Source organism: Azospirillum sp. UENF 312511 (assembly GCF_058780635.1).
This window is the reverse complement of the sequence record NZ_JBSNCG010000004.1, coordinates 260,272-286,306: the sequence shown is the minus strand read 5'-3', so window position 1 is coordinate 286,306 and position 26,035 is coordinate 260,272. Positions and strand designations below refer to the sequence as shown.

The window sequence follows — 26,035 nt, the reverse complement described above, 5'->3', positions numbered from 1 at the left end:
TCTCGACGAGGCACCTGCACGGTGCCGGTGCGCAAAGCCTTGCCTTCGGTGAAATCCATCCTCCCTTCCCCGATAGCAACCTGACAACACAGAGAGTGATCCCACTTAAGATTTTTCTTATATTTGAACGATTGCCATGATTATCTGTGTTATTTGGCGCGTCTTCGCAACGAATGGGACAGCGGTCAGATGGCGGCGGCGGGGAACGCCTCCTCGCCGCTGATGCGGTGGCGGAACGCCCGGCTGAGGTCGGCGAGCAGGCGGTGCTTCCAGACCTCGAACAACGGGTCGGTGCGATCGCGCGGGCGTGACAGCGGCGGTGTCGCGATGGTCAGCACCCGGCCCGGACGGGGCAGCATCACCACGACGCGATCGGCCAGGACAAGCGCCTCCTCGATGTCGTGGGTGACCAGGATCAGCGTCGGGCGGTCGTAGGCCCACAGGCTCAGCAGATGGTCCTGCAGGTCGTAGCGGGTCAGCGCGTCCAGCGCCGAGAAGGGCTCGTCGAGCAGCAGGACAGAGGGCCGCCCGACCAGCGCGCGGGCCAGGGCCGCGCGCTGGGCCATGCCACCGGACAGTTCGCGCGGCCACGCCCCGGCGAAGTCGGCGAGGCCGACGCGCGCCAGCGCCTGCACCGTGCGGGCCTCGCGTTCCGCCTTCGGCAGGTGGCGGATGCCGAAGGCGACGTTGTCGCGGATGCGCAGCCAGGGCATCAGCCGCGGCTCCTGGAAGACGAAACCGATCTCGTCGCGCGGGCCGCGGGCCGGCCGGCCGTTCAGCACGACCTCCCCGGCGGTCGGCGCCTCCAGCCCGGCGATCAGCCGCAGCAGCGTGCTCTTGCCGCAGCCGGAGCCGCCGACGACGCCGAGGATTTCCCCCGGCGCCACCTCCAGCCCGATTTCCTCCAGCGCCAGATGGCCGTTGGGGTAGCGCTTGCTCAATCCGTCGATGCGCAGCATCGGCTCAACCCTCCGGCTTGAAGGAATCCTGCCAGCGCAGGAGCGGGCGGGACAGGGCGGCCAGCAGCCCGTCGGTCAGCTTGCCCAGCACCGCGAAGGCGACGATGGAGGCGAGGATGGTCGCCGGCTGGCCGGTCATCTGCCCGTCGGTCAGCAGGAAGCCCAGCCCCTCGCTGGCCCCCATGAACTCCGCCGCCACCACGAACATCCAGCCGAGCCCCAAACCGGCGCGCAGCGCCAGCGCATAGGCGGGCAGGGTCGCCGGCAGCAGGATGCGCCACACCAGCGCCGGCCCCGACAGGCGGAAGATGCGCCCGACCTCCACCAGCTTGCGGTCCACGTCCAGGATGGCGCCGGACAGGGCCAGATAGATGGGAAAGAAGACGCCGACCGCGATCAGGATGACCTTCGAGGTCTCGAAGATGCCGAACCACAGAATGAACAGCGGCACCCAGGCGATCGACGGGATGGAGCGCAGCGCCTGCAGGGTGGGGTCGAGCAGGCGGCGCGCCCAGCTCAGATAGCCGGTGAGCGCCCCCAGCACCGTCCCCGCCAGCACCCCGAACAGGAAGCCCAGCCCCACCCGGCCCAGCGTCGCCAGCACATGGGTGATCAGGTCGCCGGACCGCCACAGGCCCCACAGGGTGGACAGGATGCGGCTGGGCGGCGGCAGCAGGCGCCCATTGGCCCAGCCCTGCGCCACCGCGACCTCCCAGCCGAGCGCCAGGGCCAGCGGGACGATCAGGCCGGCCAGCCAGTCCAGCCAGCGGCGGCGCGGCGCTGCACCGGATGCCTCCGGAAGGGAAACGGCGCCGGATTCTTGCCGGTCCAGCGCCGGTTCGATGACGGCCACGGAACCACCCCCTTACTGGGTCAGCGCCTTGGAGAAGGACGGGTCGATCAGCGCCGCCACCGCACCTTTCACGTCCACCTCGGCGCCCAGAACGCCGCTCTCCTGAAGGGCGAGGCCGGCCTGGAGGATGGTGTCGGCCTGCTCCGCGCCGATGGCGCTGTGGCTGAGGTCGGTGCGTTCCAACTGGCGGGCGGCCACCGGCTCCGACAGTTTCGCCGCGGTGGCGATGGTCGTCTTCAGCTCCGCCGGGTTGGCGAGCGCGTGGGCGCGGGCCTTCTCATAGGCGCGCAGCACGCGGGCGACCAGCTCCGGCTGCTGTGTGGCGAACTCCTCCCGCACGTTCAGCACGCCCCATGTGTTGGCGGCGGCGTTGCGGTAGAACAGCGTGGCGCCGTTGTCGATCTCCGCCTGGGCCATCAGCGGGTCGAGCCCCGCCCAGGCGTCCACATCGCCCTTCTCCAGCGCCAGCCGGCCGTCCTGGTGCTGCAGCAGGACCAGCTTGATGTCCTTGTCGGTCAGCTTGTGCCGGGCGAGCGTGCGGACCAGGAAGATGTGCGGGTCGGTGCCGCGGGTGACGGCGACGCGCTTGCCCTTCAGGTCCTCGACCTTCGTGATGGCGCTGTTCGGGCCGGTGACCAGGGCGGTCCATTCCGGCTTGGAATAGACGTAGACCGATTTGATGGGATTGCCGTTGATCCGCGCGATCAGCGCCGCCGCCCCGGCGGTCGAGCCGAAATCCAGGCTGCCGGCGTTCAGGAACTCCAGCGCCTTGTTGGAACCGAGGCTGAGCACCCAGCGCACGGCGATCCCGTCCTTCTTCAGCTCCTCCTCCAGCCAGCCCTTTTCCTTCAGCACGAGGCTGACCGGGTTGTAGTAGGCGTAGTCGAGGCGGATCTCCGTCACTTTGTCGGCGGCGCGGGCAGCGCCCGGCAGAAGGCTGGACAGGGCGGCGGCGAACAGGGCGCCGAGCACGGCGCGGCGCGGGAACAGGCTCGTCACGGTCAGATTTCTCCCTAGGGATTTGATATTGTTATGAGAGGTTTGCTCAGGGTCCGACGGGCCGGTCGCCCAGAACGGTGGCGCGGTGCATCAGGCGGCTGTGCGGCAGATAGTCGTTCACCGCGTAATGCTGGGTGGAGCGGTTGTCCCACAGCACGAGGTCGTCGGCCTTCCACCGCCAGCGCACGGTGAATTCCGGGCGGCTGATGTGGTCGAACAGCAGGTCGAGGATGGCCGCGCTCTCGCGGTCGCTCAGCCCGACGATGCGCGCGGTGAAGTTCTCGTTCACGAACAGCGCCTTGGCGCCGCTCACCGGATGGACGCGGACCACCGGGTGGGTCACCGGCGGGTGGCGGTCGCGGGCCGCGCGCCAGCGGGCGTGCGTCTCCAGATCGCCGCTGTGCCGCCATTCGGGAAAGGATTTGGTGAAGTCGTGCAGCGCGCTCAGCGGGTCGAGCAGGCGGCGCAGCGGTTCCGACAGGCCGTTGTAGGCGGCGATGTTGCTGGCCCACACGGTGTCGCCGCCGTTGGGCGGGATTCGCTTGCCCGACAGCGCCACGATGGCCGGCGGCGTCTCGATGCAGGTCACATCGGTGTGCCAGACGTCGTTGTCCGTCACGTTGTGCGGCCCGGTGTCGAGCACCATGATCTCCGGCTGCTCGGGCACGTTGGGGTAGACGGGGTGGACGTGCAGGCTGCCGAAGCGGGCGGCGAAGGCGCGTTGCGCCGCGGGCGTCAGCGGTTGGTTCTCGAAGAACAGCACCTGATGGGTGACCAGCGCGCGCTCCAGCGCGGCGGCCTCCGCGTCGCTCAGCGGATGGGTGAGGTCCAGCCCCTCCACCCGCGCGCCGATGGCCGGGCTGACGGGGGTGATGGACAGGCTGGGCAGCGAAATGTCGGGCATGGCGGTTCCCTCAGATGCGGACAGGAAAGGTCAGGCGCCGGGACGGTCGGGCGCCACCGGCTCCACCGCGGGCAGGCGGGCCAGCGCCTTCAGCGTGTCCTCGGCGACCCCGAAATTGCGGACGTAGGAGGTGGCGGCGTTGCGGTGGGGTTGGAAATCCCAGGGCGTGTGGCGCCCGGTCAGCAGCACCTTGTGGACGAACAGCCGCCGGTTCTGGCTCTCGATCACCGCCCGGCGCAGGGCCGGCGCGTTCCAGCGCCGAGCGACCGATGCGGACAGATCGGCCTCGATGGCGGCGAGATCGCGCGCGCCGGCGCGGTTGACCAGCTCCTTCGGGTCGGCCTCCAGATCGTAGAGCTGCGGCGGGTCGCCGTCGCAGGCGATGTATTTGTAGCGGCCGCGCCGCACCATGAAGGCGGGGTTCAGCGTCCCTTCCCCCAGATACTCCGCGAAGATGGTGCGGCCGGCGCCGCGCGCCGAACCGGCGAGCAGAGGCAGCAGGCTTTCGCCGTCGAACGGGTCGACCGGCAGCGGCGCCCGGCCGTCGAGCAGGTCGAGGATGGTGGGGAACAGATCGACGTGCGACACCGGGGCCGACACCCGCCGCGCCGCCCAGCGTCCCGGAGCGTGCACCAGCAGCGGCACGCGGGACGACCATTCGAAGAAGGTCATCTTGTACCACATGCCCCGCTCGCCCAGCATCTCGCCATGGTCGCCGGTGAAGACGATGATAGTGTCTTCGGCCAGCCCGGCCCGCTCCAGCGCGGTCAGCAGGCGCCCGACCAGCTCGTCCACATAGCTGATGGAGCCGTAATAGGCGTGGCGGGCGGTGCGCACCCGCTCCTCTGTCAGGTCGTAGCGGTGCAGCCCGTCCATGTAGTGGAGCCGCCGACTGTGCGGATCGAGCCGCTCCGGCGGGATGGCCGGCACCGACGGCAGGTCGATCGCCGCGTGGTCGTAGAGGTCCCAATGCTCGGGCAGGCAGTTGAAGGGGTCGTGCGGGTGGGTGAAGGACACCGCCAGCAGGAAGGGGGCCTCGTCCGCCGTGTTGGCTGCGGTGCGGCCGTAATCGTAGATCTTCTGCACCGCCTGATGCGCAGTCTCCTCGTCGAAGTCGATCTGCAGGCTGCGGTGGCAGGGGCCGGCCTCGACCACGCTCGCCATGTGATGCGACCAGTCGTAGGCCAGCGCCCCGTTCCCCCAATCGGGCGTCCAGCCGAAATCGGCGGGATAGACGTCGGTGGTCAGCCGCTCCTCGAAGCCGTGGAGCTGATCGGCGCCGACGAAATGCATCTTGCCCGACAGGCAGGTGCGGTAACCGGCGGCGCGGGCGTAATGCACGAAGGTCGGCACGGAGGAGGCGAACTCCGCCGCGTTGTCGAAGGCGCCGATGGCCGAGGGCAGCCGCCCCGACAGCAGCGCGAAGCGCGACGGCGCGCAGAGCGGGTAGTTGCAGTAGGCGTTGTCGAACACCACGCCTTCCGCGGCCAGCCGCGACAGGTTCGGCGTCTTGACGACCGGATGACCGTGGAAGGGCAGGGCGGGGGCCGCCATCTGGTCGGCCATGATGAACAGGATGTTGGGGGGCCGCGACACGGTTAAGGCACTCCGGTTCGGGAAAGCGTCAGGTCTTGCCCTTCCACGGCACCAGCCAGGATTCCAGCAGGCGCATCCCGTAGGAAAAGGCGAAGGCCCAGGCGGCGATGATGCCGATGCCGACGAACACCACGTCGGTGGCCAGGAAATGCGAGGCGGACATGATCATGAAGCCGATGCCGCGCGTCGCCGCGATCAGCTCCGCGGCGACCAGCGTGCTCCAGCCGACGCCGATGGCGATGCGCAGGCCGGTCAGGATCTCCGGCAGGGCGCTGGGCAGCACGATGGCGCGGAAGAGCTGCCAGCGCGTGGCCCCCAGCGACAGCGCGGCGTTGACCCGCTCGATGGGCAGCGACCGCACGCCGGCCTGCGCCGACAGGCAGATCGGGGCGAACATCGCCAGCGTCAGCAGGGCGATCTTCGACACCTCCCCGATGCCCAGCCAGATGATCATCAGCGGCAGATAGGCCAGCGGCGGCAGCGGCCAGTAGAACTCGATGGGGGTGTCGAGGACGCCCTTGGCCCAGCGGTTCAGCCCCATCGTCAGCCCCAGCGGGATGCCCAGCGACGCCGCGATCAGCGCCGCGGCGAGGATGCGCAGCAGGCTGGCCGACACATGCTCCCCAAGCGTGGCGCCGGCGTAACCGTCCTCCAGGATGGCGAGGAACTGGGCGACCACCTCCCCCGGTGCCGGCAGGAACAGCGGCGTCACCAGCCGGTAATGCGACACCAGAAACCATGCGGCGATCAACAGGAGGCCGGTGACCGCGCTGATCGGACCGGTCCGCGCGCCGTCCAGCCCGAAAGGCCGCAGGGCGACGGTCCGGGGCCGGGCGGCGGGGACCGCGAGGGGTTCGGTGGTCGTGCGGGCGGCGTCGGTCATTGCAGCGTCTCCCCGCGGTGGACCGTCGCGTGATGCGGACGATGGACGAGATCGCGGATGCGGTTGTGCAGGTCCCCGAAGTCCGGGTCGGACAGGATGGCGCGTACGTCCCGTTCGGCGGCAAAGCGCCGGACGAAGTCGAGGTCGAAGCGCGCCACGATCCGGCCGGGGCGCGGCGACATCACCACCACCGTCGTGCCGAGGAACAGCGCCTCCTCGATGGAGTGGGTGATGAAGAAGATGCGCTTGCCGGTGCGCGCCCAGACGTCGACCAGCAGTTCCTGCATCTGCTCCCGCGTCAGGCTGTCGAGCGCGCCGAACGGCTCGTCCATCAGCAGGATCTTCGGGTCGGTGGCCAGCGCGCGGGCGATGCCGACGCGCTGGCGCATGCCGCCGGACAGCTCGTGCGGGGCGGCCTTGGCGAAGCCCTCCAGCCCGACGAGGCGCAGCAGCTCGGCGGCGCGGTCCCGCCGCTCCCGCAGGGGGAGGCCGGCGAAATCCAGACCCAGCGCCACATTGTCCAGCACGCTCTTCCAGGGCAGCAGCGTGTCCTTCTGGAACACCACGCCGCGGTCGGCGCCGGGGCGCTCCACCGGCTGCCCGTCCAGCGTGATGCTGCCGTCCGACAGGGGAAGGAAGCCGGCGATGGCGTTCAGCAGCGTGGATTTGCCGCAGCCCGACGCCCCCAGCGCGACGACGATGCTGTTGGCGTCGATCTCCAGCGACGCGCGGTCCAGCGCGTGGATCACCCCGCCGTCACGGCCAGGAAAGAACACGCTGGCGTTCTGCACCCGGAGCATGGCGGGCCTCCCGTCCGGCCGCGCGTCAGGGCAGGGCCTTGACGTGGTCCGCCGTGACGAAGCCGCCGTAGCTGGGCAGCACGGTGGAGACCTTCTTCTGCTCCTTCAGGAACTCGGCGGTTTCCTTCAGGATTTTGGCGGTGCCGCTGTTCTCGCCGCCGTCCAGCCAGTCCTTGGTGGCCTGCTGCTTGGCCGGGATCAGCGACAGGTTGTTCAGCGCCGCCGCCTGATCGGACGGCGTGCCGCCGAGAAGCCCGGCCAGCGTCTTGGCGTTCGGCGATTCCGGTCCCCAGGCGGCCTTGTCGTCGCGGAAGGAGACGCTGTAGCGCTCCACCACCCCGGCGAAGCTCTTCAGGAACGCCGGGTTCTCCTTGGCGAAGGCGGCGGTGGCGACCCAGGCGGTGAAGGTCGGGGCGCCGCGGTCGGCTACCTGCCGGGAGGTCAGCAGGACCTTGCCGGTCTTCTTCAGCTCGGTCAGCGCCGGGTCCCAGACGAAGGCGCCGTCCAGGTCGCCGCGGTTCCAGGCCGCGACGATGTCGGGCTGCGGGATGGCGAAGACCTGGGCGTCGCGCTCGCTCAGCTTCTCCTGCTTCAGCACGGCGAGGAGCTGGTAATGGTCGGTCGAGACCGGGGCGGCGGCCAGCTTCTTGCCCTTCAGATCGGCGGGCGTCTCGATTCCGGAGCCGTTGCGGACCACCAGCGCCTCGTCGGTGCCGGAGGCGCTGGCGAGGTAGAAGGCCTTCACGTCCAGCCCGCGGCTGACCGCGGCGGCGAAGGGGCTGGAGCCGACATAGCCGACCTGGACGTCGCCCGCCGCGATGGCGGCGAAGATGTCGGCGCCCGAATTGAACTTGCGGAAATCGATCTCGGCGCCGGTCGCCTTGGCGAAGTCCCCGTTGGCAATCGCCACCGACGACGGCAGCGCGTCGGTCTGGTAGGCGACGACGATCTTGCCGGCGGCTTCGGCGGACATCGGCGCCAGGGTGGCCAGCGCGAACAGGGCGATGGAGGGCAGGAACTGTTTCATGGTCGCGTGTTTCCCCCGTCTTCACCCGGCGGCAGGATCGTGCGCCGGTGAGAAACTCTACATATTAAGAAGGGAAATAAGCAACAGGGAAGCGGGAGCGCTGTGTATTATTTTTCCACATACAGCATCATAATAATGTGAAAATGAGAATGCGCCCAGCCCCGGCTGTCCCCGACGACCACGGCGACGCCCTGCGCTCCCACACCGAAGGGGCGCAAGCCATCGCAATCGCGGTCGCCGTCGAGGCTCTCAACCGCATGCTCGATTTCGGACGCCCGAAGTCCGTCCGCGTCGTGTGAACGGTGACTGGGAAAGGCATCGTCCCGACCTGTCGAACCTCCCTGCAACAGGCCGGCGGCAAGTCGTCAAAGGCGGGCCGACACTGGGGAGCGTCTCGGCGGTGCTCCAGCCGGCACGGTTCAGCCGCGTCCTTCGCCATGCGCCTTGGAGATGATCACTCAATGAATACTATTGTCGTCATTTTATATTGAAGGATATCTGGTGTGATTATTAATTACATTTGCATGTTGCTGAAGTTTCTATTGAGTATTCTGATGATCGAAGTTACAATCCTTTGCAAATTCCTGGGAAGGTAGGATCATGCCCAAGATCAAACTTGACGAAGCGGTGAAGCGTATTTCCGTCCTGTCGATCGCTTCCGATGGGAAGCTGTCCACCCGGGACATCTGCTCTCTGGACGACGACGACAAAGACGACGAGGACGACGACGGAAAAAGCTTCGTGGAGAAGTCGGAACGGTTCGTCCGCCGTCTCGTCGAGGCTCAGCACACGATGCTGGAGGCCTATCTCAACGTCCACAACCGGTCCAACCGTGACCAGAACAATGGGTGGCTGCTGGACGTGGGATCCAACGTGGTTCACGCCTTCGGCAAGGGCCGCAAGCGGTTCAGCGAGTCGCGCACGGACGGTTCGTACCGGCAGCGCCGATCCTACGACTGACCGGCCGTCCGATTCGACGCTCCGGACTGCGCCGGCGGAAACCGCCGGAACCCGCAGCGGGGGCACGCATCGCGTCGCGCTTCCGATGGAGAGGCGCCGAGGGGGGATTTTTGTCGAGCGGTACGGCTCCCGCGCGGATGCCGGTGCCAGTGGCCCTTGAACGGAGTGGAACATGGCTGTCAGGAAGACGGTGTCGGTCGCGTTGGACGACAAGGCGGACGACGAGAGCATCCCGAGCAACGAGATCGTCTTCATCGATCTCCCCGATCAGAAGTCCAGGGACATCAAAGCGCTGCGCAAGGGGCAAGGGCCTCTGGTCGAGGTCGTCCTGGAAACGCTCGAGGAGTTGCAGGCCGCCGGCATCAAGTCGCAGCCCGTCGTCGTGATCACCAGCGCCAAGTCGGACGGCTCCTTCTGGTGATCACGTCCGGTGACGGTTGGGCACTGGATTCCTTCCCGCGGGCAGCCTGACTGACGGCGGGCTGTCCGCACATCACCAAAATCCGAAGCGACGCCCTGCGGAGCGCCGGCCGGGGGCGTGTGCCCACGCTCGCGCCTTCGGCCGAGCGACGGTCTTTGCATGTCCGGTCGGTGCCTGTGGCGTCCGACCCCGGCCTGCCGCGATGCACATGGTCACATCGCGGCGCGAGCCAAATCGCAGTTGGAGAAGGGCTGGTGAGCGGCAATCCGTGGATTCTCAATTCGAAGCCGGTCGCGTCCCCGGAAGTCCGCCTGTTCTGTTTTTCCTACGCGGGACGCGGTGCGTCCGCCTTCGTAAGCTGGCGGGACCACCTTCCGCCCACGGTCGACCTGTGCGCGATCCAGCTTCCCGGACATGAAACGAGGCTGCGGGAACCGCTGGAAACGCGCCTGCAGCCGCTGGTGGACGCCATCGTCGATGGGATGTCCACGCTGCTGGACGTTCCCTATGCCCTGTTCGGCCACAGCATGGGCAGCCTTCTCGCCTTCGAGGTGGCGCACGCCCTCCGGGCCGCGGGGAAACCCCGGGCCGCGCGCCTTTTCGTTTCGGGCCGTGAGGCGCCGCACGTCGCCCGCGTGCCGCCCCTGCTGAGCGCGCTGTCCGATTCGGTCTTTCTCGACAAGCTGCAGCTCCTGTTCGGCGGCATTCCCGAGCCGGTGCGGAACGACCCCGAACTGATGCGCTTCTATCTGCCGGTGATCCGTGCCGATCTGACCGTGCTCGAACAATACCGGCACGAGCCGCGGCCTCCCCTCGATTGCCCGATCAGCGCGTTTCGCGGCACGGCCGACGAGCAGGTGGGCGACGCGGGCTTCCAGGCCTGGGGCGAGCTGACACGGGCGGAATTCCGCGCCCGCAGCCTGGCCGGCGGCCATTTCTTCATCAACGACGCGCCGGCGAGGGCGGACATGATCCAGACGATGCTCGGCGATCTCGGCAACACGCGTCCGGCCGCGGCGCCCCCCGCGATTGGGCGCAATCCGGCAGCCCAGGCGGTCGCCCAAGCCCAGGCGGTCGCCCATGTGTTTCCCGGCCAGGGCTCGCAGCAGAAGGGCATGGGGGCGGCGCTGTTCGACCGTTATCCCGCGCTGGTGGCCAAGGCCGACGAAATCCTCGGCTATTCGCTGAGAACCTTGTGCCTGGAGGACCCCGACCGCCGGCTCGCCCAGACCGAATACACCCAGCCCGCGCTGTTCGTCGTCAACGCCCTGACGCATCTGGCGGCGGTGGCCGACGGCGGCGTCCGGCCCGATCTGGTCGCCGGGCACAGCCTGGGCGAATACAACGCGCTGCTGGCCGCCGGGGTCTTCGATTTCGAAACCGGCCTGCGGCTGGTCGCCAAGCGCGGCCAGTTGATGAAGCAGGCGCGGCGCGGCGCGATGGCGGCGGTCATCGACCTGCCGCCCGACGACATCGCGCGGCTGCTGGAGCGGAACGGCCTCTCCTCCATCGACGTCGCCAACCTCAACACCCCGACGCAGACGGTGATCGCCGGCCCGGTCGAGGACATCCCGCGCGCCGAACCGGTGTTCCGGCAGGCCGGCGCCAAGTACATCCAGCTCAACGTCAGCGCGGCGTTCCATTCGCGCTACATGACGGAGGCGGAACGGGAGTTCGCCGCCTTCATGGGCAGCTTCGCCTTCGCGCCGCCGGCCATCCCGGTGATCGCCAACCACACGGCGAGGCCCTACGACCCGGATGACATCCGCGGCTGCCTGGCGCGCCAGATTTCCAGTTCGGTCCGCTGGTACGAGTCCGTGTCCTACATGATCGCGACCGCCGATCCCCAATTCGTGGAGACCGGTCCGGGGCAGGTGCTGACGCGGATGATCGCCCAGATCCGCCAGTCCCCGATGCCGATCGCTCCCGATCCCGTGCCGGCCCCCGCACCCGCCGCCGTTCCGGAGCCTCCCGCCCCGTCCCGGCCGGCGGTGCCGCCGCCGGGCGGGCTCGCCTTCCTCCTCAGCGGCCAGGGGTCGCAGTATTTCCGGATGGGAGCGGCGCTCTACGCCGGCGACGCGGTCTTCCGCGGTGCGATGGACCGGTGCGCCCGTCTGGCCGGGGACGGCCTGCGGCTGACCGACCAGCTCTACCGCGGTGCGGCGGCGAGCGAGCCGTTCGACGATCCCGCCGCGGCCAGCGTCGCGCTCGTCGCCATCGGCCATGCCCTGGCGGCGGTGCTGGAGGAGCGGGGGATCGTTCCGGACCTGCTGGTGGGCTACGGGGTGGGGGAGATCGCCGCCGCCGTGGTGTCCGGCGCGGTCGCGCTGGAGGACGGGATCGGTTTCGCCGCCGAGACGGCGCGCCTGTTCCAGCGGCTGACGCCCGCGGCGGGGCTTCTGGCGGTGCTGGACCATCCCGATCTGGTGGAGCGGCGCCCCGACCTGTTCGATGGCTGCACGGTGGCGGCGGTCCATTTCCACCGGCATTTCCTGGTGACCGGAGCGGCGTCCGCCGTCCGCCGCGCGGCGGCGCGTCTGCGGCAGTGCGACGTGACCGCCCAGATCCTTCCGGCCCGGATCGGCCTGCACAGCGCGCTGATCGACGCGGCGGAGGACGAGTTCCGCCGTCTCGCCGCCGGCCTCGCCGTCAAGGCGCCGCGCCTGCCGCTGTTCTCGCCCGCCGGGATCGGCTGGGTCCCGGCGGTGGGACCGGACAGCCTGTGGCGCGCCGTCCGCCAGCCCGTGCGTTTCGGCGAGGCAGTGCTGCGGATGGAGGCGGAGGCGCGGCCCCGCCGCTACCTGGATGCCGGGCCGTCGGGCACCCTCGGCACCTTCGTCAAATACCAGTTGAACGATGCCGGGCGGGCCGTGATCGCGATGAACCGCTTCGGACGCGATCTGGAATGCCTGCAGGCGCTGGTCGATGCGCTGGGAACGGGCGGCAGGGGCTGAGCGGGATGTCGGGACTCCGCCCGGACAAGGCGTCCTTGGGAACGGCGGCTCTGGGGAGGATCGGGGCGTGACGGATGCGAGCATGAGCGGCGGCACGATCGCCGTGATCGGGATGGCCTGCCGGTTTCCCGGAGCGGCCGACGGCGACGCCTTCTGGCGGCTGCTGGACAGCGGCCGTTGCGCCGTGAGCGAGATCCCCGGCGACCGCTGGGACTGGACGCGCTGCGACGCGGGCGCTGCCGGCAGCGCCCCGCCGGAATGCCGCTGGGGCGCCTTCATGGACGGGGTCGACCGGTTCGACGCGGGCCTGTTCAAGGTGTCGCCCAAGGAGGCGGCGCTGATGGACCCGCAGCAGCGCCTGACGCTCGAACTGTCCTGGGCCTGCTTCGAGGATGCCGGTTATGCGCCGTCCCGGCTGGCCGGGTCGGACGTCGGCGTGTTCGTCGGCGTGTGCAACTACGACTACAAGGAGCTTCAGGACCGCTATGCCCGGCGGGGGGAAGGCCATTTCCTGACCGGCACCGCCAACACCATCATTCCCAACCGGGTTTCCTACTTCTTCGACCTGCACGGCCCCAGCCTGTCGGTCGACACCGCCTGTTCGAGTTCGCTGTTCGCGGTGCATCACGCCGTCCGCTCGCTCCAGACGGGCGAGTGCTCCATGGCCCTGGCCGGCGGCATCAACGTCATGTGCAGTCCGGAACGCTACGTCCCGTTCAGCCGGCTGGGCATGCTGTCGCCGCGCGGCCGGTGCAGCGTGTTCGACGCCGGGGCGGACGGCTACGTGCGCGGCGAGGGGGCCGGCTACATCCTGCTGAAGCCGCTCGACCGGGCGGTGGCCGACGGGGATCGCGTTCTCGGCGTCATCCGCGGCGTCGCCGTCAACCATGGCGGACGGGTGCGCAACCTGACCTCGCCCAACGCCTTCGCCCAGGCCAAGGTGATCATGGCGGCCCTGCGCGCCGCCGGGGTCGATCCGGCGGAGGTGGACTGCATCGAGGCCCACGGCACCGGCACGCCGCTGGGCGATCCCATCGAGGTCAACGCCCTGCGGCGGGCCTTCTCCCGCCTGCGGCGCGGCGGCGGCGCGGTGCCCGCCGGACCGTGGTGCCGTCTGGGCTCGGTGAAGACCAACATCGGGCATCTGGAAGGCGCGGCGGGCATCGCCGGGGTCATCAAGATCCTGCTGATGCTCCGCCATGGCCGCATGCCCGCGCTGCACGGCTTCGAGACGCTCAACCCGCGCATCGACCTTGACGGCAGCCCCTTCACCGTCCTGGCGGAGCCCTGCCCCTGGCCGCGCGGGGAAAGGCCGCGCATCGCCGGTGTCAGCTCCTTCGGATTCGGCGGGGCGAACGCCCACCTGCTGATCGGCGACGCCCCCGATCTGCCGGCCTCGCCGCGGGCCGAGCCGGACGGAACGTGCCACATCGTTCCGCTGTCCGCCCGCACCGGCGAGGGGTTGCGGGCGCTGGTCCGCCGCTACCGGGATTTCCTCGGCGGCGTCGGCGTCGAGGCCGCCGTCGCTGACATCGCCTTCACCGCGCGGACCGGGCGGGACGCGCTGGAGCGGCGCATCGCCCTGATCGCTGCGGATGCCGAGGGCCTGCGCCGCGCGCTCGACGCCTTCCTGGAAGGGCGGGGCGACGTCGGTCTGGTCACGCCGGACGGTCCCCCGTCCGAGGCCGCGGGCGACGCCCTGACCGCCTGGCTTGGCAGCAAGGACGGTGCCCCGCTGCCGGGGGGCGCCGAGGGCCGGCGCGTCGGCCTGCCGACCTATCCCTTCGCCGCGAACCGCCACTGGCTGTCGGACGCGGAGGGGCTGGGCCATTTTCCCGGGGGCGGGGAACCCTCCGTTCCGGCCCGGACCGTGCCGGCGCCGCCTTCGCCTTTGCCTTCGGTGCCCGCGCCGGCGGCCGTGGCGGTTCTCCTTGCCGCCGACCCGGTGGTCGCGGACCACAGGGTGCGCGGGCAGGCCATCTTGCCGGGCGCGGCCAGCCTTGCCCTGGCCCTGCGGGCGGCGGGACCGGAGGTGCGCGGGCTGCGCGACGTGGCGTGGCTGCGGCCGATCGGCGTGCCGGGGGCATTCGTGCCGTTCGACGTCCGGTGCGACGGTGGGCGGTTCGACATCCTCTCCGGTGATCCGGCGCGCTCGGTTTCCCATGTGAGCGGGCGCCTGGCCACCGCGGACGGACAGTCGGAAGCGCTCCCGGCCGCTATTCCCGAATCCGACCTGCGGAGCCTGCCGACCATCGATCCCGATGCCCTGTACGGGCGCTTCGCCGAGGCGGGCATCGACTACGGGCCGGCTTTCCGGGTGATCCACGGCCTGCGGTGCGACGGAGCGCGCGCGGTCGCCGAACTCCGGCTCGCTCCCGGTTCGGTGGCGGCCCTTCCCGGCGTCGCCCCGCTGGCCTATCTGCTCGACGGCGCCTTCCAGGCCGCCGCGGCGACCCTGGCGGAGCCCGGCGCCATGCCGGTGGATCTGGGGTCGCTCGCGCTCGCCGCGCCGGTGCCGGACCGGTGCCGGGCCATGGTGCGCAAGACCGCCGACGGCCCGGCCCCCCGTTTCGACATCGACCTGCTGGACGAGGCGGGACACCGCTTCGCCGCCGTCCGGGACCTCGCGGTGCGCCGCAGCGCGGACGCGCCGATCGCCTACCGGCCCTTCTGGGTTCCGGTGCCGGTGGAGCGCGTGGAAAGCTCCGCCGCTTCCGGCGCCGGACCCATCCTGATCGTCGCGCCGCGCTGGGCGGAGGCGGTGGCGTCGGGGATCGCCGGGCGGGTGGGGGAGCGTGCCCGTCCGGTCTTCACCGACGATCCGGCGGGGCTGGAGGCAGTCCTGGCGGGCGGCGAACGGCCCGCCGGCCTGTGGTTCCTGGGCGCGCTGGTGCCGCCGGACGTCGATCCGGAGGACCCCGCGGCCCTGGCGGACAGCCAGCGGACGGGGGTGATGGCTCTGTTCGCCCTGCTGAAGCGGCTGGAGCGGCGGGGCTGGCCGTCCGTCCTGCGGGTGGTCACCAACGGCGTCTTCGCCGTCGCTCCGGACGACCGGCCCTTGCCGCCGGGGGCCTCCGCCGTCGGTCTGGTCACCTCCCTGGCCCGCGAGGTGCCGGAGATGGCGTGCGCCTGCCTGGACCTGCCGGCGGAGTTCGACGCCGCGGCGCCGCCGGACTGGCTGCTCGACGGACTGTTCCGCGCCCCCCCGCCCGGGCCGCCGCCGATCCTCGCGATCCGCCCCGACGGTTGCCATGTCCGCCGGCTGGAGTCCCTGCGCCTGCCGGAGGCGCCGCTGCGGTTGCGTCCGGACGGAGCCTACCTGATCGTCGGCGGCGCGTCCGGCATCGGGCTGGAAACGGCGGTGGCCTTCGCCCGCGCCGGCCGGGACGTCCGTCTGGTCATCGTCGGGCGCCGGGCCCTGGAGGACGGGCCGCGGGAGGCGCTGGCCCGCATCGCCGAGGCCGGCGGCCGCTGGCACTATGCCCAGGCCGACGTCGCCGACGCGGCGGGGATCGCCGCGGCGGTGCGGGACGGCGTGGCGGCGTTCGGCCCGCTGCGCGGCGTGGTCCATTCCGCCCTGGCGCTGGCCGACCGCGCCTTTCCGGCGATGGACGAGGCGACGTTCCGCCGGGCGCTCGACCCGAAGGTGGCGGGCTGCGCCGCCCTGGCCGCCGCGGTGGCGGGTCAGCCGCTCGACTTCATGCTGTTCTATTCCTCCGCCCTGTCCTTTCTCGGCAACGCCGGGCAGACCAACTACGCCGCCGCTTCCGCCTTCGAGGACGCCTTCGCCGCGCGGCTGGCGGCGACGCGGCCCTTCTCCGTGCGGACGGTGAACTGGGGCTATTGGGGCGAGGTCGGCGTCGTCGCCGGGGAGGCCATCCGTGAACGGCTCGCCCGATCCGGGATCCATTCGATCGCCACCGCGGAGGGGATGCGGCTGCTCCCCCGTCTGCTGGCCGGGCCGGTCGGGCAGGTCGTCGCGATCAAGGCCGACGCGCCGGTCCTGGAGGCGATGGGGGTGGAGACGGGCCGGACCGCCGAAGCGAGCGCGCCGCCGGTTCCGCCCGACCTCGGCGGGCTGGAGGCGCTGGCCGCCGGCTGCTTCGGTCCCGACCGGTTCCAGGAAACGGCGGCGGCGTTCACCGCCATGGAGGCCATCGGGCGGGCCGGATTCGCCGCGGTCCTGGACCGCCTCGAAGGGCAGGCGACCGACGCCCGGTTCGACCGGCTGACGGCGGCCATGCGGGCCGCCGTGGCGCAGGGAAAGACGGTCACGGCGGACGAGAAGGCGACCGCGTCGGCGCGGCTCGCCGCGCTGGGGCGGGAGGTGCCGCCGCTGGCCGGGCATGCGCGCCTGCTGGCGCATTGCCTGGACGCGCTGCCCGACGTGCTGGCTGGCAAGGCCGCCGGAACCGACGTGCTGTTCGGGGAGGGGCGGCGCGGGCTGGTGGCGGGGATCTACCGCGGCCACGCCACCGCGGACGCCTACAACGACCTGATCGCCGCGACCGTGCGCGCGGTGCTGGACGCGCTGCGCCGCCGCGACGGGGATGAGCGGACCTCCACCATCCTGGAGGCGGGGGCGGGGACCGGCGGGACTTCCGCTTCGGTGCTGCCGGCGGTCTCGGCAACCGGCGACGCCGCCGCGGCGCGCCTGCGCTACCTCTACACCGACCTGTCGCTCAGCTTCCTGCGCGAGGGCCGGGAGCGGTTCGGCGCGTCCTACCCCTTCACCGACTTCCGGACGCTGGACGTCGCGGCCCATCCGGGCGGGCAGGGTTACGAGCGGGGCGGCGTGGACGTGGTGGTGGCGGCGAACGTGCTCCACGCCACCGCCGACATCGGACGGACGCTGCGGCACCTGAAATGGCTGCTGAAGCCCGGCGGGGTGCTGGTTCTGGGCGAGGCCGCCGACAACAAGGTCTTCCTCACCGCCACCTTCGGCCTGCTCGACGGCTGGTGGGCCTACGGGGACGGGCACCGGCGGATGCCGCACGGCCCGCTGCTCAGTCCCGATCTCTGGCGGCGGGCGCTGCACGCGGAAGGCTTCACCCAGGTCAAGCTGCTGACCGCTCCCACGGGGTGCGGCGAGCATCTGGCGCAATGCGTCGTCGTCGCGGTGAGCGACGGAATCGCCGGTGACGCCCCGCTCGCCGCGTCGCCGCAGGTGCCCGCGACCGCTGCCGCCGCGGTGGCCCGCTCCGCCGTCTCCGGCGGTTCGCCCGCCCCGGACCGGCCGGATCCGCAGATGTTGCCGGATCCGCAGACGTTGGCGGAGCAGGCGGTCGGGGAGGCGCTGGCCGAGGCCACCGGGATCGGGCTCGCCGACCTGGACCGGGAGAGGGCCTTCTCCGACTATGGCGTCGATTCCCTGGTGGGCGTCGATCTGGTGCGCAAGGTGGGAGAGCGGCTGGGAACGCCGCTGCGCACCACGCTGGTCTTCGACCACCCGACCATCCGGTCGCTGGCCGCGCATCTGGTGTCCGCGAACGGCGACGCCGTGGCCGCCCGCCTCGCCGGGCCGGCGCCGCAACAGCCCGCCGCCCCGTCGTCGGCGCCGGAGCCGGCGCCCGTGGTGGCCGCCCCGGCGGAGGGGCCGTCCGGTCCCCTGGCCGCGGTGATCCGGGGGCCGGGGGCCATCGGGGACGTGGCGCTGGAGCCGCTCGGACCGCTGCCCGATCCGTTGGTGGACGAGGTGCAGATCCTGGTCCGGGCTGCGGCGCTCAACTTCGGCGACCTGCTGTGCGTCAAGGGCCTGTATCCCAGCATGCCCGACTTTCCCTTCGCGCCGGGGTTCGAGGTCGCGGGGCTGGTGCACCGGGTGGGGCCGGCGGTCACCGGGTTGCGTCCGGGGGACGCCGTGGTCGCCCTGACCGGCGCCACCCTGGGCGGGCTGCGGAGCGTGGCGACGACGCGGGCCGCCTACGTCGTCCGCAAGCCCGCCAATCTCGATTTCGCGGCGGCCTCCGCTCTGCCGGTCGCCTTCGTGACCGCGGAGATGGCGTTCCGCCGCGCCGCGCTCGCCGCCGGCGACTGGGTGCTCATCCAGACGGCGGCGGGCGGGCTGGGGCTGGTCGCCGTCCAGCTCGCGCGGCGGGCCGGGGCTCGGGTGATCGGCACCGCCGGCAGCGACGCCAAGCGCGATCATCTCCGCCGGATCGGCGTGGAGGTCGTGCTGGATTACCGGCAGCCGGATTTCAAGGCGGCGGTGCGCGCGGCGACCGGCGGGCGCGGCGTCGATGTCGTGCTGAACACCCTGCCGCTGCCGGCCATGCAATGGGGGATCGACGCACTGGCTCCCGGCGGGCGCTACGTCGAGCTGGCGATGACCGGCCTGCGGGCCGCGGGCGGTCTGGATCTCAGCGGGTTCGTCCACAACCAGACCTTCATCACCCTCGACGCCCGGCGCGCCCTTCTGGAGCGGCCGGAACTGGCCCCGCCGCTGCTGGAGACGATGGTGACCCTGGCCGAGGCCGGGGCCCTCGTCCCGGCGGTGGACCGTATCCTACCCTTCGGCGCGGTCGCGGAGGCCCTGCGGCGGCTCGACGGGGCGGCCAACATGGGCAAGGTCGTCCTGCGCATGGACGAGCCGGCGCTTCCCGCCGGCATGTCCGCCGCCGCCGCCGTCCCTCCCGTCGCCGCCGTTCTGGAGCCGGCAGCGCGCGGCGGAGCGGTCGCCGTCATTGGGATGGCCGGGCGCTTTCCGGGGGCGGCGGATCTCGACGCCTTCTGGGACAATCTCGCGGCGGGGGTCTGCTCGGTCGGCGGCGTTCCGCCCGACCGCTGGACTTCGGACGAGGGGCCCGCGGCGGCGGCCTACCGCCACGGCGCCTTCCTCGCGGGCATCGACCGGTTCGACCCGATGTTCTTCAACGTTTCCGGCCGCGAGGCGGAGATGATGGACCCGCAGCAGCGGCTGTTCCTCCAGTCCTGCTGGCACGCCATCGAGGACGCCGGCATCGCCCCCGACAGTCTGGGCGGGCGGAACTGGGGCGTGTTCCTGGGCGGCGGGACGGGCGACTACACCGAGACGCTGCTCGACGGCGGGTTGCCGCTGGAGGGCTTCGCCTTCACCGGCAACGAGGCGTCGGTCTGCGCCGCGCGCATTGCCTATCTCCTCAATCTGAAGGGGCCGGCGCTGGCCGTCGGCACCGCCTGCTCGTCGTCGCTGGTCGCCATGCACCAGGCCTGCCGCAGCCTCGCCGACGGCGATTGCGAGGCGGCCATCGTCGGCGGCGTCTTCATCAACACCACGCCGCGCTTCCAGGCGCTGTGCGCCAGCGCCGGCATGTTGTCGCCGACCGGGCTGTGCCATAGCTTCGACGACCGGGCGGACGGCTTCGTGCCGGGCGAGGGCGTCGCGGCACTGGTGCTCAAGCCGCTCGACCGGGCGCTGGCGGACGGCGACCCGATCCATGGCGTGATCCGCGCCATCGGCGTCAACCAGGACGGCAAGACCAACGGGATCACCGCCCCCAGCGTCGCCTCCCAGACCGCGCTGGAGCGCGCGGTCTACGAGCGCGGCGGCATCGATCCGGCGACCATCGGCTATGTCGAGTGCCATGGCACCGGAACCCGCCTCGGCGACCCCATCGAGATCGAGGCGCTGACCGCGGCCTTCCGGTCCTTCACCGACCGGCGCGGCTTCTGCGGGGTGGGGTCGGTCAAGACCAACATCGGCCACACCGTCACCGCCGCCGGGGTGGCCGGGGTCATCAAGATCCTGCTGGCCATGCGCCACGGCCGGCTGCCGGCCAGCCTGCATCTGGACCGGCCGAACACGCACATCGATTTCGCCGGGAGCCCGTTCTTCATCGTCGACCGGCCCCGCGACTGGCCCGCCGGCCCGCTGCCGCGGCGCGCGGCGGTGAGTTCCTTCGGCTTCAGCGGCACCAACGCCCACGCGGTGATCGAGGAACCGCCGCCGCGCGCGACCGCCGCGGTCCCGGCGGCGGCGGCGCATCTGTTCTGCTTCTCCGCCAAGACCGAACCGGCCCTGCGGACGCTTCTGGCCGGGTTCGCCGGCTGGCTGAGGCGGCGGACCGACGCCCGCGCGGCGGACGTGGCCTACACCCTGCTCGTCGGGCGCAGCCATTTCCCGGTGCGCTTCGCCGTGGTGGCCGGCAGCCTCGCCGAACTGGCCGGGCGGCTGGAGGGGGGCACGCCGGGCGGTGCCGAGGCCATCGGTGCCGAAGCCATCGGTGGCGCGGACGGCGACCGGGCGGTGCTCCGGGATCTGGCGACGCGCTATGTCCAGGGAAGCGTGCCGGACGCCGCGCGCCTGTTCCCGGCGGGTGCCGCGCGCCGCATCGGGCTTCCCGGCTATCCCTTCGCCGAGGAGCGTTACTGGCCCCCGGCGCGGCGGGCGCGCCCCGCCGCGGTTCGTCTGACGGTTGCGCCGGAGTCGCTCTGGCTGCGCGACCATCGCGTCGCCGGGCGCCGCATCCTGCCCGGCGCGGTGCTGCTGGAGATGGCGCGCGCCGCGACCGGTGAAGGGACGGGCGCCGGCCCGCAAGGCGTCGTGGAGGTGTCGTGGCTGCGTCCGGTCGAGGCCGGGGAAGGGCCGGTGGAGCTGGTCGCGCGGCCGTCCGCGGACGGCCGGTCCTGCGAGCTGTGCAATGGCGACGGCGACGGGGCGCCGTATCTTCGCCTCGGCTTCGGCGCGCCGCCGCCCGAGCCGTTTTCACCGCCCGAGCCGCTCGACCTCGACGCCGTGCGCGGGCGCTGCGCGGAGCGGCTGGACGCCGCGGCCTGCCACGTCCTGCTGGAGGCGCGCGGCCTTCGCCACGGTCCGGCGCTGCGCGTCATCGACCATCTGCTGCGCGGCGACGGGGAGGTGCTGGCCCGCCTGAACCCGCCGGAGGAACCGGCCGGGGCAGCCGACGCGGTGCTGCATCCCGCCCTGCTGGACGGCGCCTTCCAGGCGCTGGCGGCCCTGGTCGGGACCGGCGACCGCGATGTCCTGGTGCCGCAGGGCGTCGCGCGCCTCGGCTGGACCGGGCCGCTGCGCGCGCCCTGTCTGGTCCATGCGCGGGCGCTCGGCGAGCAGGACGGACGCCTGCGGTTCGATGTCCGGATCGGCGATCCCTCCGGCGCCCTGCTGGCTTGGCTCGACGGGGTGTCGGTGGCGCGCCTGCCGGAAGCGGCGGGCCGGCCGGCGGTGCTGCATGCCGAGCCGGTGTGGCTGGACGCCCCGCCGGACACCGGCGCGACGCCGGCCCTGCCGCCCGGCGCCGTCCTGGTGCTGGACCGCGACGGTGCCCTGGCGGAGCGGCTGGGCCGGACGCTCGACGCCCGCTGGCCGGTGATCGCGGTTCCCGCGGGCGACGCCGCGCCCGGGCGATTCGACGCTCTGCTCGACCGGCTGGAGACCGGCGGGCTGCGCCCCGCCGCGCTGGTCCAGGTCTGGCGGGCGGACGTCGGGCCGGGCGAGCTGGACGCCATGGTGTATCCCCTGCTGGGGGTGATCCGCAGCTTGGCGCGGCGCGGCGCGGCGGTGCGCGTCGTCGCCGCGCTGGCCGGGGACGGCGGACCGTTGCCGCCGCTGTTCGCGGCGCTGCCGGCGCTGTTCGGGTCGCTGGTCAAGGAGTTGCCGGGCTGGAGCGGCCAGACCATCGCCGTCACCGGGCCGGAGGGCGCGGCCCCCGGCGAACTGGCCGGGCTGCTCGACCGCGAACTGCGCGACCGGGGACCGCTCGCCGCCGAAATCCTCGTCGAGGGGGAGCGGCGCAGGGTTCGCCGCCTGCGCGAGGTCGCCGCGACCGTGGTGCCAGCCGCCGCGCTGCCCGCCGCTCTGCGGAGCGGCGCCGTCACGGTGATCAGCGGCGGTCTCGGTGGGCTGGGCCGGATCTTCGCGGAGCATTTGGCGCTCGGCTCCGGCGCCACGGTGGTGCTTCTGGGCCGCAGCGACCCCGACGCGGAGCGGCGGCTTTGGCTTGAGGAACTGAGGGGCCGGGGGGCGTCGATCCATCACGTGAAGGCCGACGTCGCCGACCCGGTCCAGACGGCGGCGGCCGTGGCCGAGGTGCGGCGGCGGTTCGGCCGGATCAACGGCGTGCTGCACGCCGCGGGCGTCGTCCGCGACGGTTCCCTGCTCAGCCGGACGGAGGAGGATGTCGCCGCGGTGTTCGGACCCAAGGCGCTGGGCGCGGTCAATCTCGACGCGGCCATCGGCGACGCCCCGCTGGATGTCTTCGTCCTGTTCTCGTCGCTGGCGGGGCAGGCGGGGAACCGGGGGCAGGCCGCCTACGCCTTCGCCAACCGTTTCCTCGACGGCTTCGCGGACTGGCGCGAGGAACAGCGCCGGCAGGGGCGGCGGCGGGGCCGAACGCTTTCCCTTTCCTGGCCGTTGTGGGATGGCGGCGGGATCGCCGTGACGCCCGCGGCCCGCGCGCAGCTGGCCCGCGAGGCCGGTCTCGCCCCGATGTCCAGCGAGGGCGGCCTTCGCGCCTTCGAGGCGGCCCTCGCTTCGGCGTCCGTCCGGCGTGCCGTGCTGACCGGGGACGCGGCGCGGCTGCGCGCCTTCCTCGACCGGGTCGGCGACGGTGCAGGGGGTGATGGTTCCGCGGATGATGGCGGGGAAACGGTACTGGCTGCCCCGTCCGCAACGCCCGCGGCGCCGGTCCGTGCCGAGGATGTTGGGGAACGGGCGGAGGCGTGGGTGCGCGCCTTCCTCGCCGAGGCGCTGAAGCTGCCGCCGGGCCGGCTCGGCACCGACCAGCCCTTCGAGCAGTTCGGCATCGACTCCATTCTGGTGGCGACGCTGACCGGTCAGCTGCGCAAGCGGTTCGGCGATCTTCCGGAAACGCTGCTGTTCGAGCATCCGACGATCGGGCGTCTGGCGGGCTTCCTGGCGGCGGAGCATGGCGACCGCTTCGCGCCGCCGCCATCCGCCGCCGTTCCGGCGGCCGATGCCGCTCCGCCTCCGGCGGCGGTAGCTTCCGGCGCGGTGCCGGTCGGAACCGCTCGCCCACCGGCGGCGGTGGACGGAATCGCCATCGTCGGCCTCGCGGGGCGCTATCCCGGCTCTCCCGACGTCGACGCCTTCTGGGAGAACCTGAAGCAGGGGCGGGATCTGGTCCGCGAGATTCCCGCCGACCGCTGGGATGCCCGGCGTTATGGCGAAGCGGAGAGCGGCAAGGGGGCTGCGGCGCGTGGCCGGTGGGGGTCCTTCCTCGACGGCGTGGACCGTTTCGATCCGCTGTTCTTCAACATCGCGCCGCGCGAGGCGGCGGTGATGGACCCTCAGGAGCGCCTGTTCCTGGAGACGGCCTGGACCGCCCTGGAGGACGCCGGCTATTCGCGGGCGGAGCTTCAGGACCGCTTCGGCGGCGCGGTGGGTGTCTTCGTCGGCGTGATGTGGAGCGACTACCAGCTCTACGGCGTGCCCGGAACGGAGCGCAGCGCGCCGCGACCGCTGGGCTCCTCCTTCGCGTCGATCGCCAACCGCGTGTCCTATTTCCTGGACGCCGGGGGGCCGAGCATGGCCGTCGACACCATGTGCTCGTCCTCGCTGACCAGCGTTCATCTGGCCGGGGCCAGCCTGGAGCGGGGGGAATGCCGGATCGCCATCGCGGGCGGCGTGAACCTCTCCCTCCACCCGAACAAGTACCGCTATCTCGCCCGCGAGGGGTTCCTGTCCAGCGACGGGCGCTGCCGCAGCTTCGGCGAGGGCGGAGACGGCTACGTGCCCGGCGAGGGCGTGGGCGCGGTGGTGCTCAAGCGGCTGGCGGACGCCCTGGCCGACGGCGACCGCATCCTCGCCGTGATCCGGGCCTCGGCGGTCAATCACGGCGGGCGGGCGCAGGGCTATACGGTGCCGAATCCGCGGGCCCAGGCCGCCCTGATCCGCGGCTGCCTGGAGAAGGCCGGGGTGGAGCCGGGCAGCATCGGCTATGTCGAGGCGCACGGCACCGGCACGGCCCTGGGCGATCCCATCGAGCTGCGCGCCCTGACCCTCGCCTTCGGTGGGGCCAGTGGGGCCGGCGTGGCCGTCGGAACGGACGACGCGACGGGCGGCGGCGGGGCGCCCTGCGCCATCGGCTCGGTCAAGTCCAACATCGGCCATCTGGAATCGGCGGCGGGCATCGCCGCGGTGACCAAGGCGGTGCTGCAACTCCAGCACCGGCAGCTCGCGCCCTCCCTGCACGCCGAGCGGCTGAACCCGCGCATCGACTGGCAGGGGACGCGCTTCCGCGTGCAGCGGGAGCTGGCCGACTGGCCGTCCGGCGCCGGGCCGCTTCGCGCCGCGGTCAGCTCCTTCGGGGCGGGCGGCTCCAACGCGCATCTGGTCCTGGAGCGCCACGCCGATCCCGTCCGTTCGGCGGGCGAGGGGCCGCAGCTCCTGCCCTTGTCGGCCCGGGACGAGCGCGGGCTCGCCGAGCTGGCCGCGCGCTTCGTCGAGCGGTTCGGCGATGGCGCGACCGCGCCGCCGCCGCTGGCGGACATCGCCTTCACGCTCCAGGTCGGGCGGGACGCCCTCGACCTGCGCCTCGCCATCGTGGCCGAAACGCCCGAGGAATGGCTGGACCGTCTCCGGAGATTCGCCCGCGGGGATGCTGCGGCGGACGGGCTGTGGTCCGGTTCGGTGCTCGACCGCCCGGCCGCGGCGGGGGAAGGCGGCTCGTCCGGCGGCGGTGCCGAGCGGGCGCGGCGTCTGATCGCCGCCGGCGACCTGGCCGGGCTCGCCGCCCTGTGGGTGCGCGAGCCGGTCAAGGTGGACTGGCGGCTGCTCCATGCGGGGCGCCCGCCGCGGCGGGTGTCCCTGCCGACCTATCCCTTCGCCCGGCAGCGCTGCTGGGCGGTGCCGGACCCGGCGCCCGATCCGGTGCCGGCCGCGGCGGCGGAGGCCGGAGACCTCCGGTTCCTCGTGCGCCGGCTGAGAAGCGGCAACCTTGGCCCCGACGACGCGCTGGCGGCGCTGAAGGGGCGGGGACCGGCCAACGGCACGGGGATCTCCGCCGGCATCCGGGTGGCCGGGGCCACCCTCTTTCAACAGGACGGGAATGAAGGATCATGACGGACACATCGGGGGGCACCCTGCCCGACACCGAGCAACTCATCACGCTGCTGACCGGAACGTTCTCGGCGGAAGAGACCAACAAGGGGATGGACATGTCGTACATCTCCGTCTTTCGCCCGGACATGACGTTCTCGACGGACGGCACGATCACCATGGGCGAAAACCAGTCTCCGTTCCACTCGCGCGGCACGTGGACCGTCGAGGACGCGGTCATGCAGTTCCACTTCACGGAGTCGTCCGTGCCGGGGCTCGCGGGAACGGACAGCGGAAACCAGATCCTGTCGGTCGACCTCCGCACGGCGGTGTTCCGGTCGTCCAACGGGTCGGAGATCGTCATGCACCGGGTGCCCGCGGACACCGCCGCCTCCCAGGGGGACGGCCGATGAGCCGGGACCATGTCCTCGACGTGATCCGGGCGCAGATCGCGCGGGTGCTGCCACACGTGCCTCCCGAAGCCGTCACCGAGACGGTGCATCTGAAGCAGCTGGGCGCCGATTCGATCGACCGCACCGACATCCTGACCATGACCATGGAGGAGCTGATCGCGGAGAACCGGCTGGACGGGCTGACCCCGCTGGTGGCGTTCGCCGCCGTCCCCAACATCGGCGCGCTGGCCGACCTTCTTTTCGCCCGCTGCCGCCGCTGACCGGACAGGACC

15 protein-coding genes are annotated in these 26,035 nt (G+C 72.0%); 7 read left to right on the top strand and 8 right to left on the bottom strand.

The window, feature by feature from the left end; genetic code table 11:
* Positions 1–185: 185 nt before the first annotated feature.
* From ACWPN7_RS26725 to tauA, 8 genes are read right to left on the bottom strand one after another with little or no spacing between them, the layout of a single operon-like run.
* Positions 186–959, bottom strand: coding sequence for an ABC transporter ATP-binding protein (locus ACWPN7_RS26725; RefSeq protein ID WP_459196221.1), 774 nt, complete (start codon positions 957–959; stop codon positions 186–188).
* Between the two features lie 4 nt (positions 960–963).
* Positions 964–1,812, bottom strand: coding sequence for an ABC transporter permease (locus ACWPN7_RS26720; RefSeq protein WP_137118704.1), 849 nt, complete (start codon positions 1,810–1,812; stop codon positions 964–966).
* Positions 1,813–1,824: 12 nt separating this feature from the next.
* The gene (locus ACWPN7_RS26715; protein ID WP_103039410.1) at positions 1,825–2,811 is read right to left on the bottom strand and encodes an aliphatic sulfonate ABC transporter substrate-binding protein; all 987 of its coding nucleotides are present in this window, start codon (positions 2,809–2,811) and stop codon (positions 1,825–1,827) included.
* A 46-nt stretch (positions 2,812–2,857) separates the two neighbouring features.
* Positions 2,858–3,715, bottom strand: coding sequence for a taurine dioxygenase (gene tauD / locus ACWPN7_RS26710; protein WP_040137357.1), 858 nt, complete (start codon positions 3,713–3,715; stop codon positions 2,858–2,860).
* Positions 3,716–3,745: 30 nt separating this feature from the next.
* Positions 3,746–5,311, bottom strand: coding sequence for a choline-sulfatase (gene betC, locus ACWPN7_RS26705; RefSeq protein ID WP_459196220.1), 1,566 nt, complete (start codon positions 5,309–5,311; stop codon positions 3,746–3,748).
* A 28-nt stretch (positions 5,312–5,339) separates the two neighbouring features.
* Positions 5,340–6,194, bottom strand: coding sequence for an ABC transporter permease subunit (locus tag ACWPN7_RS26700; protein WP_040137359.1), 855 nt, complete (start codon positions 6,192–6,194; stop codon positions 5,340–5,342).
* Positions 6,191–6,994, bottom strand: a complete 804-nt coding sequence (locus tag ACWPN7_RS26695; protein ID WP_040137360.1) for a taurine ABC transporter ATP-binding protein — start codon at positions 6,992–6,994, stop codon at positions 6,191–6,193. The genes ACWPN7_RS26700 and ACWPN7_RS26695 overlap by 4 nt, the downstream gene beginning before the upstream one ends.
* Before the next feature lie 25 nt (positions 6,995–7,019).
* A complete protein-coding gene (gene tauA / locus ACWPN7_RS26690) occupies positions 7,020–8,021 on the bottom strand; it encodes a taurine ABC transporter substrate-binding protein (RefSeq protein WP_456521825.1) in 1,002 nt (333 codons plus the stop codon).
* Between the two features lie 149 nt (positions 8,022–8,170).
* Here tauA and ACWPN7_RS26685 point away from each other — a divergent pair, with 149 nt between their 5' ends.
* From ACWPN7_RS26685 to ACWPN7_RS26655, 7 genes are all read left to right on the top strand, one after another.
* Positions 8,171–8,320 (top strand): hypothetical protein, encoded by a 150-nt coding sequence (locus ACWPN7_RS26685; RefSeq protein WP_456529187.1) that lies wholly within the window; start codon positions 8,171–8,173, stop codon positions 8,318–8,320.
* A 301-nt stretch (positions 8,321–8,621) separates the two neighbouring features.
* Positions 8,622–8,981, top strand: coding sequence for a DUF6312 domain-containing protein (locus ACWPN7_RS26680; RefSeq protein ID WP_200776043.1), 360 nt, complete (start codon positions 8,622–8,624; stop codon positions 8,979–8,981).
* A gap of 172 nt (positions 8,982–9,153) precedes the next feature.
* Positions 9,154–9,402: a DUF6200 domain-containing protein gene (locus ACWPN7_RS26675; protein WP_200776042.1), complete on the top strand. Its 249-nt coding sequence runs from the start codon at positions 9,154–9,156 to the stop codon at positions 9,400–9,402.
* 254 nt (positions 9,403–9,656) lie between these two features.
* Positions 9,657–12,356: an ACP S-malonyltransferase gene (gene fabD, locus ACWPN7_RS26670; protein ID WP_492273514.1), complete on the top strand. Its 2,700-nt coding sequence runs from the start codon at positions 9,657–9,659 to the stop codon at positions 12,354–12,356.
* Positions 12,357–12,423: 67 nt separating this feature from the next.
* The gene (locus ACWPN7_RS26665) at positions 12,424–25,374 is read left to right on the top strand and encodes an SDR family NAD(P)-dependent oxidoreductase (protein WP_459196218.1); all 12,951 of its coding nucleotides are present in this window, start codon (positions 12,424–12,426) and stop codon (positions 25,372–25,374) included.
* The gene (locus ACWPN7_RS26660) at positions 25,371–25,763 is read left to right on the top strand and encodes a hypothetical protein (RefSeq protein WP_200775457.1); all 393 of its coding nucleotides are present in this window, start codon (positions 25,371–25,373) and stop codon (positions 25,761–25,763) included. The genes ACWPN7_RS26665 and ACWPN7_RS26660 overlap by 4 nt, the downstream gene beginning before the upstream one ends.
* Positions 25,760–26,023 (top strand): phosphopantetheine-binding protein, encoded by a 264-nt coding sequence (locus ACWPN7_RS26655; protein WP_040137366.1) that lies wholly within the window; start codon positions 25,760–25,762, stop codon positions 26,021–26,023. Before ACWPN7_RS26660 ends, ACWPN7_RS26655 begins: the two co-directional genes overlap by 4 nt.
* Positions 26,024–26,035: the final 12 nt, after the last annotated feature.

What these genes read in the sequence shown, in the direction of transcription:
- ACWPN7_RS26660 (WP_200775457.1), top strand. Translation starts at nt 25,371, where the DNA reads ATGACGGACACATCGGGGGGCACCCTGCCCGACACCGAGCAACTCATC.
- ACWPN7_RS26685 (WP_456529187.1), top strand. Translation starts at nt 8,171, where the DNA reads ATGCGCCCAGCCCCGGCTGTCCCCGACGACCACGGCGACGCCCTGCGC.
- ACWPN7_RS26675 (WP_200776042.1), top strand. Translation starts at nt 9,154, where the DNA reads ATGGCTGTCAGGAAGACGGTGTCGGTCGCGTTGGACGACAAGGCGGAC.
- ACWPN7_RS26700 (WP_040137359.1), bottom strand. Translation starts at nt 6,194, where the DNA reads ATGACCGACGCCGCCCGCACGACCACCGAACCCCTCGCGGTCCCCGCC.
- ACWPN7_RS26680 (WP_200776043.1), top strand. Translation starts at nt 8,622, where the DNA reads ATGCCCAAGATCAAACTTGACGAAGCGGTGAAGCGTATTTCCGTCCTG.
- ACWPN7_RS26695 (WP_040137360.1), bottom strand. Translation starts at nt 6,994, where the DNA reads ATGCTCCGGGTGCAGAACGCCAGCGTGTTCTTTCCTGGCCGTGACGGC.
- ACWPN7_RS26655 (WP_040137366.1), top strand. Translation starts at nt 25,760, where the DNA reads ATGAGCCGGGACCATGTCCTCGACGTGATCCGGGCGCAGATCGCGCGG.
- ACWPN7_RS26725 (WP_459196221.1), bottom strand. Translation starts at nt 959, where the DNA reads ATGCTGCGCATCGACGGATTGAGCAAGCGCTACCCCAACGGCCATCTG.
- tauD (WP_040137357.1), bottom strand. Translation starts at nt 3,715, where the DNA reads ATGCCCGACATTTCGCTGCCCAGCCTGTCCATCACCCCCGTCAGCCCG.
- tauA (WP_456521825.1), bottom strand. Translation starts at nt 8,021, where the DNA reads ATGAAACAGTTCCTGCCCTCCATCGCCCTGTTCGCGCTGGCCACCCTG.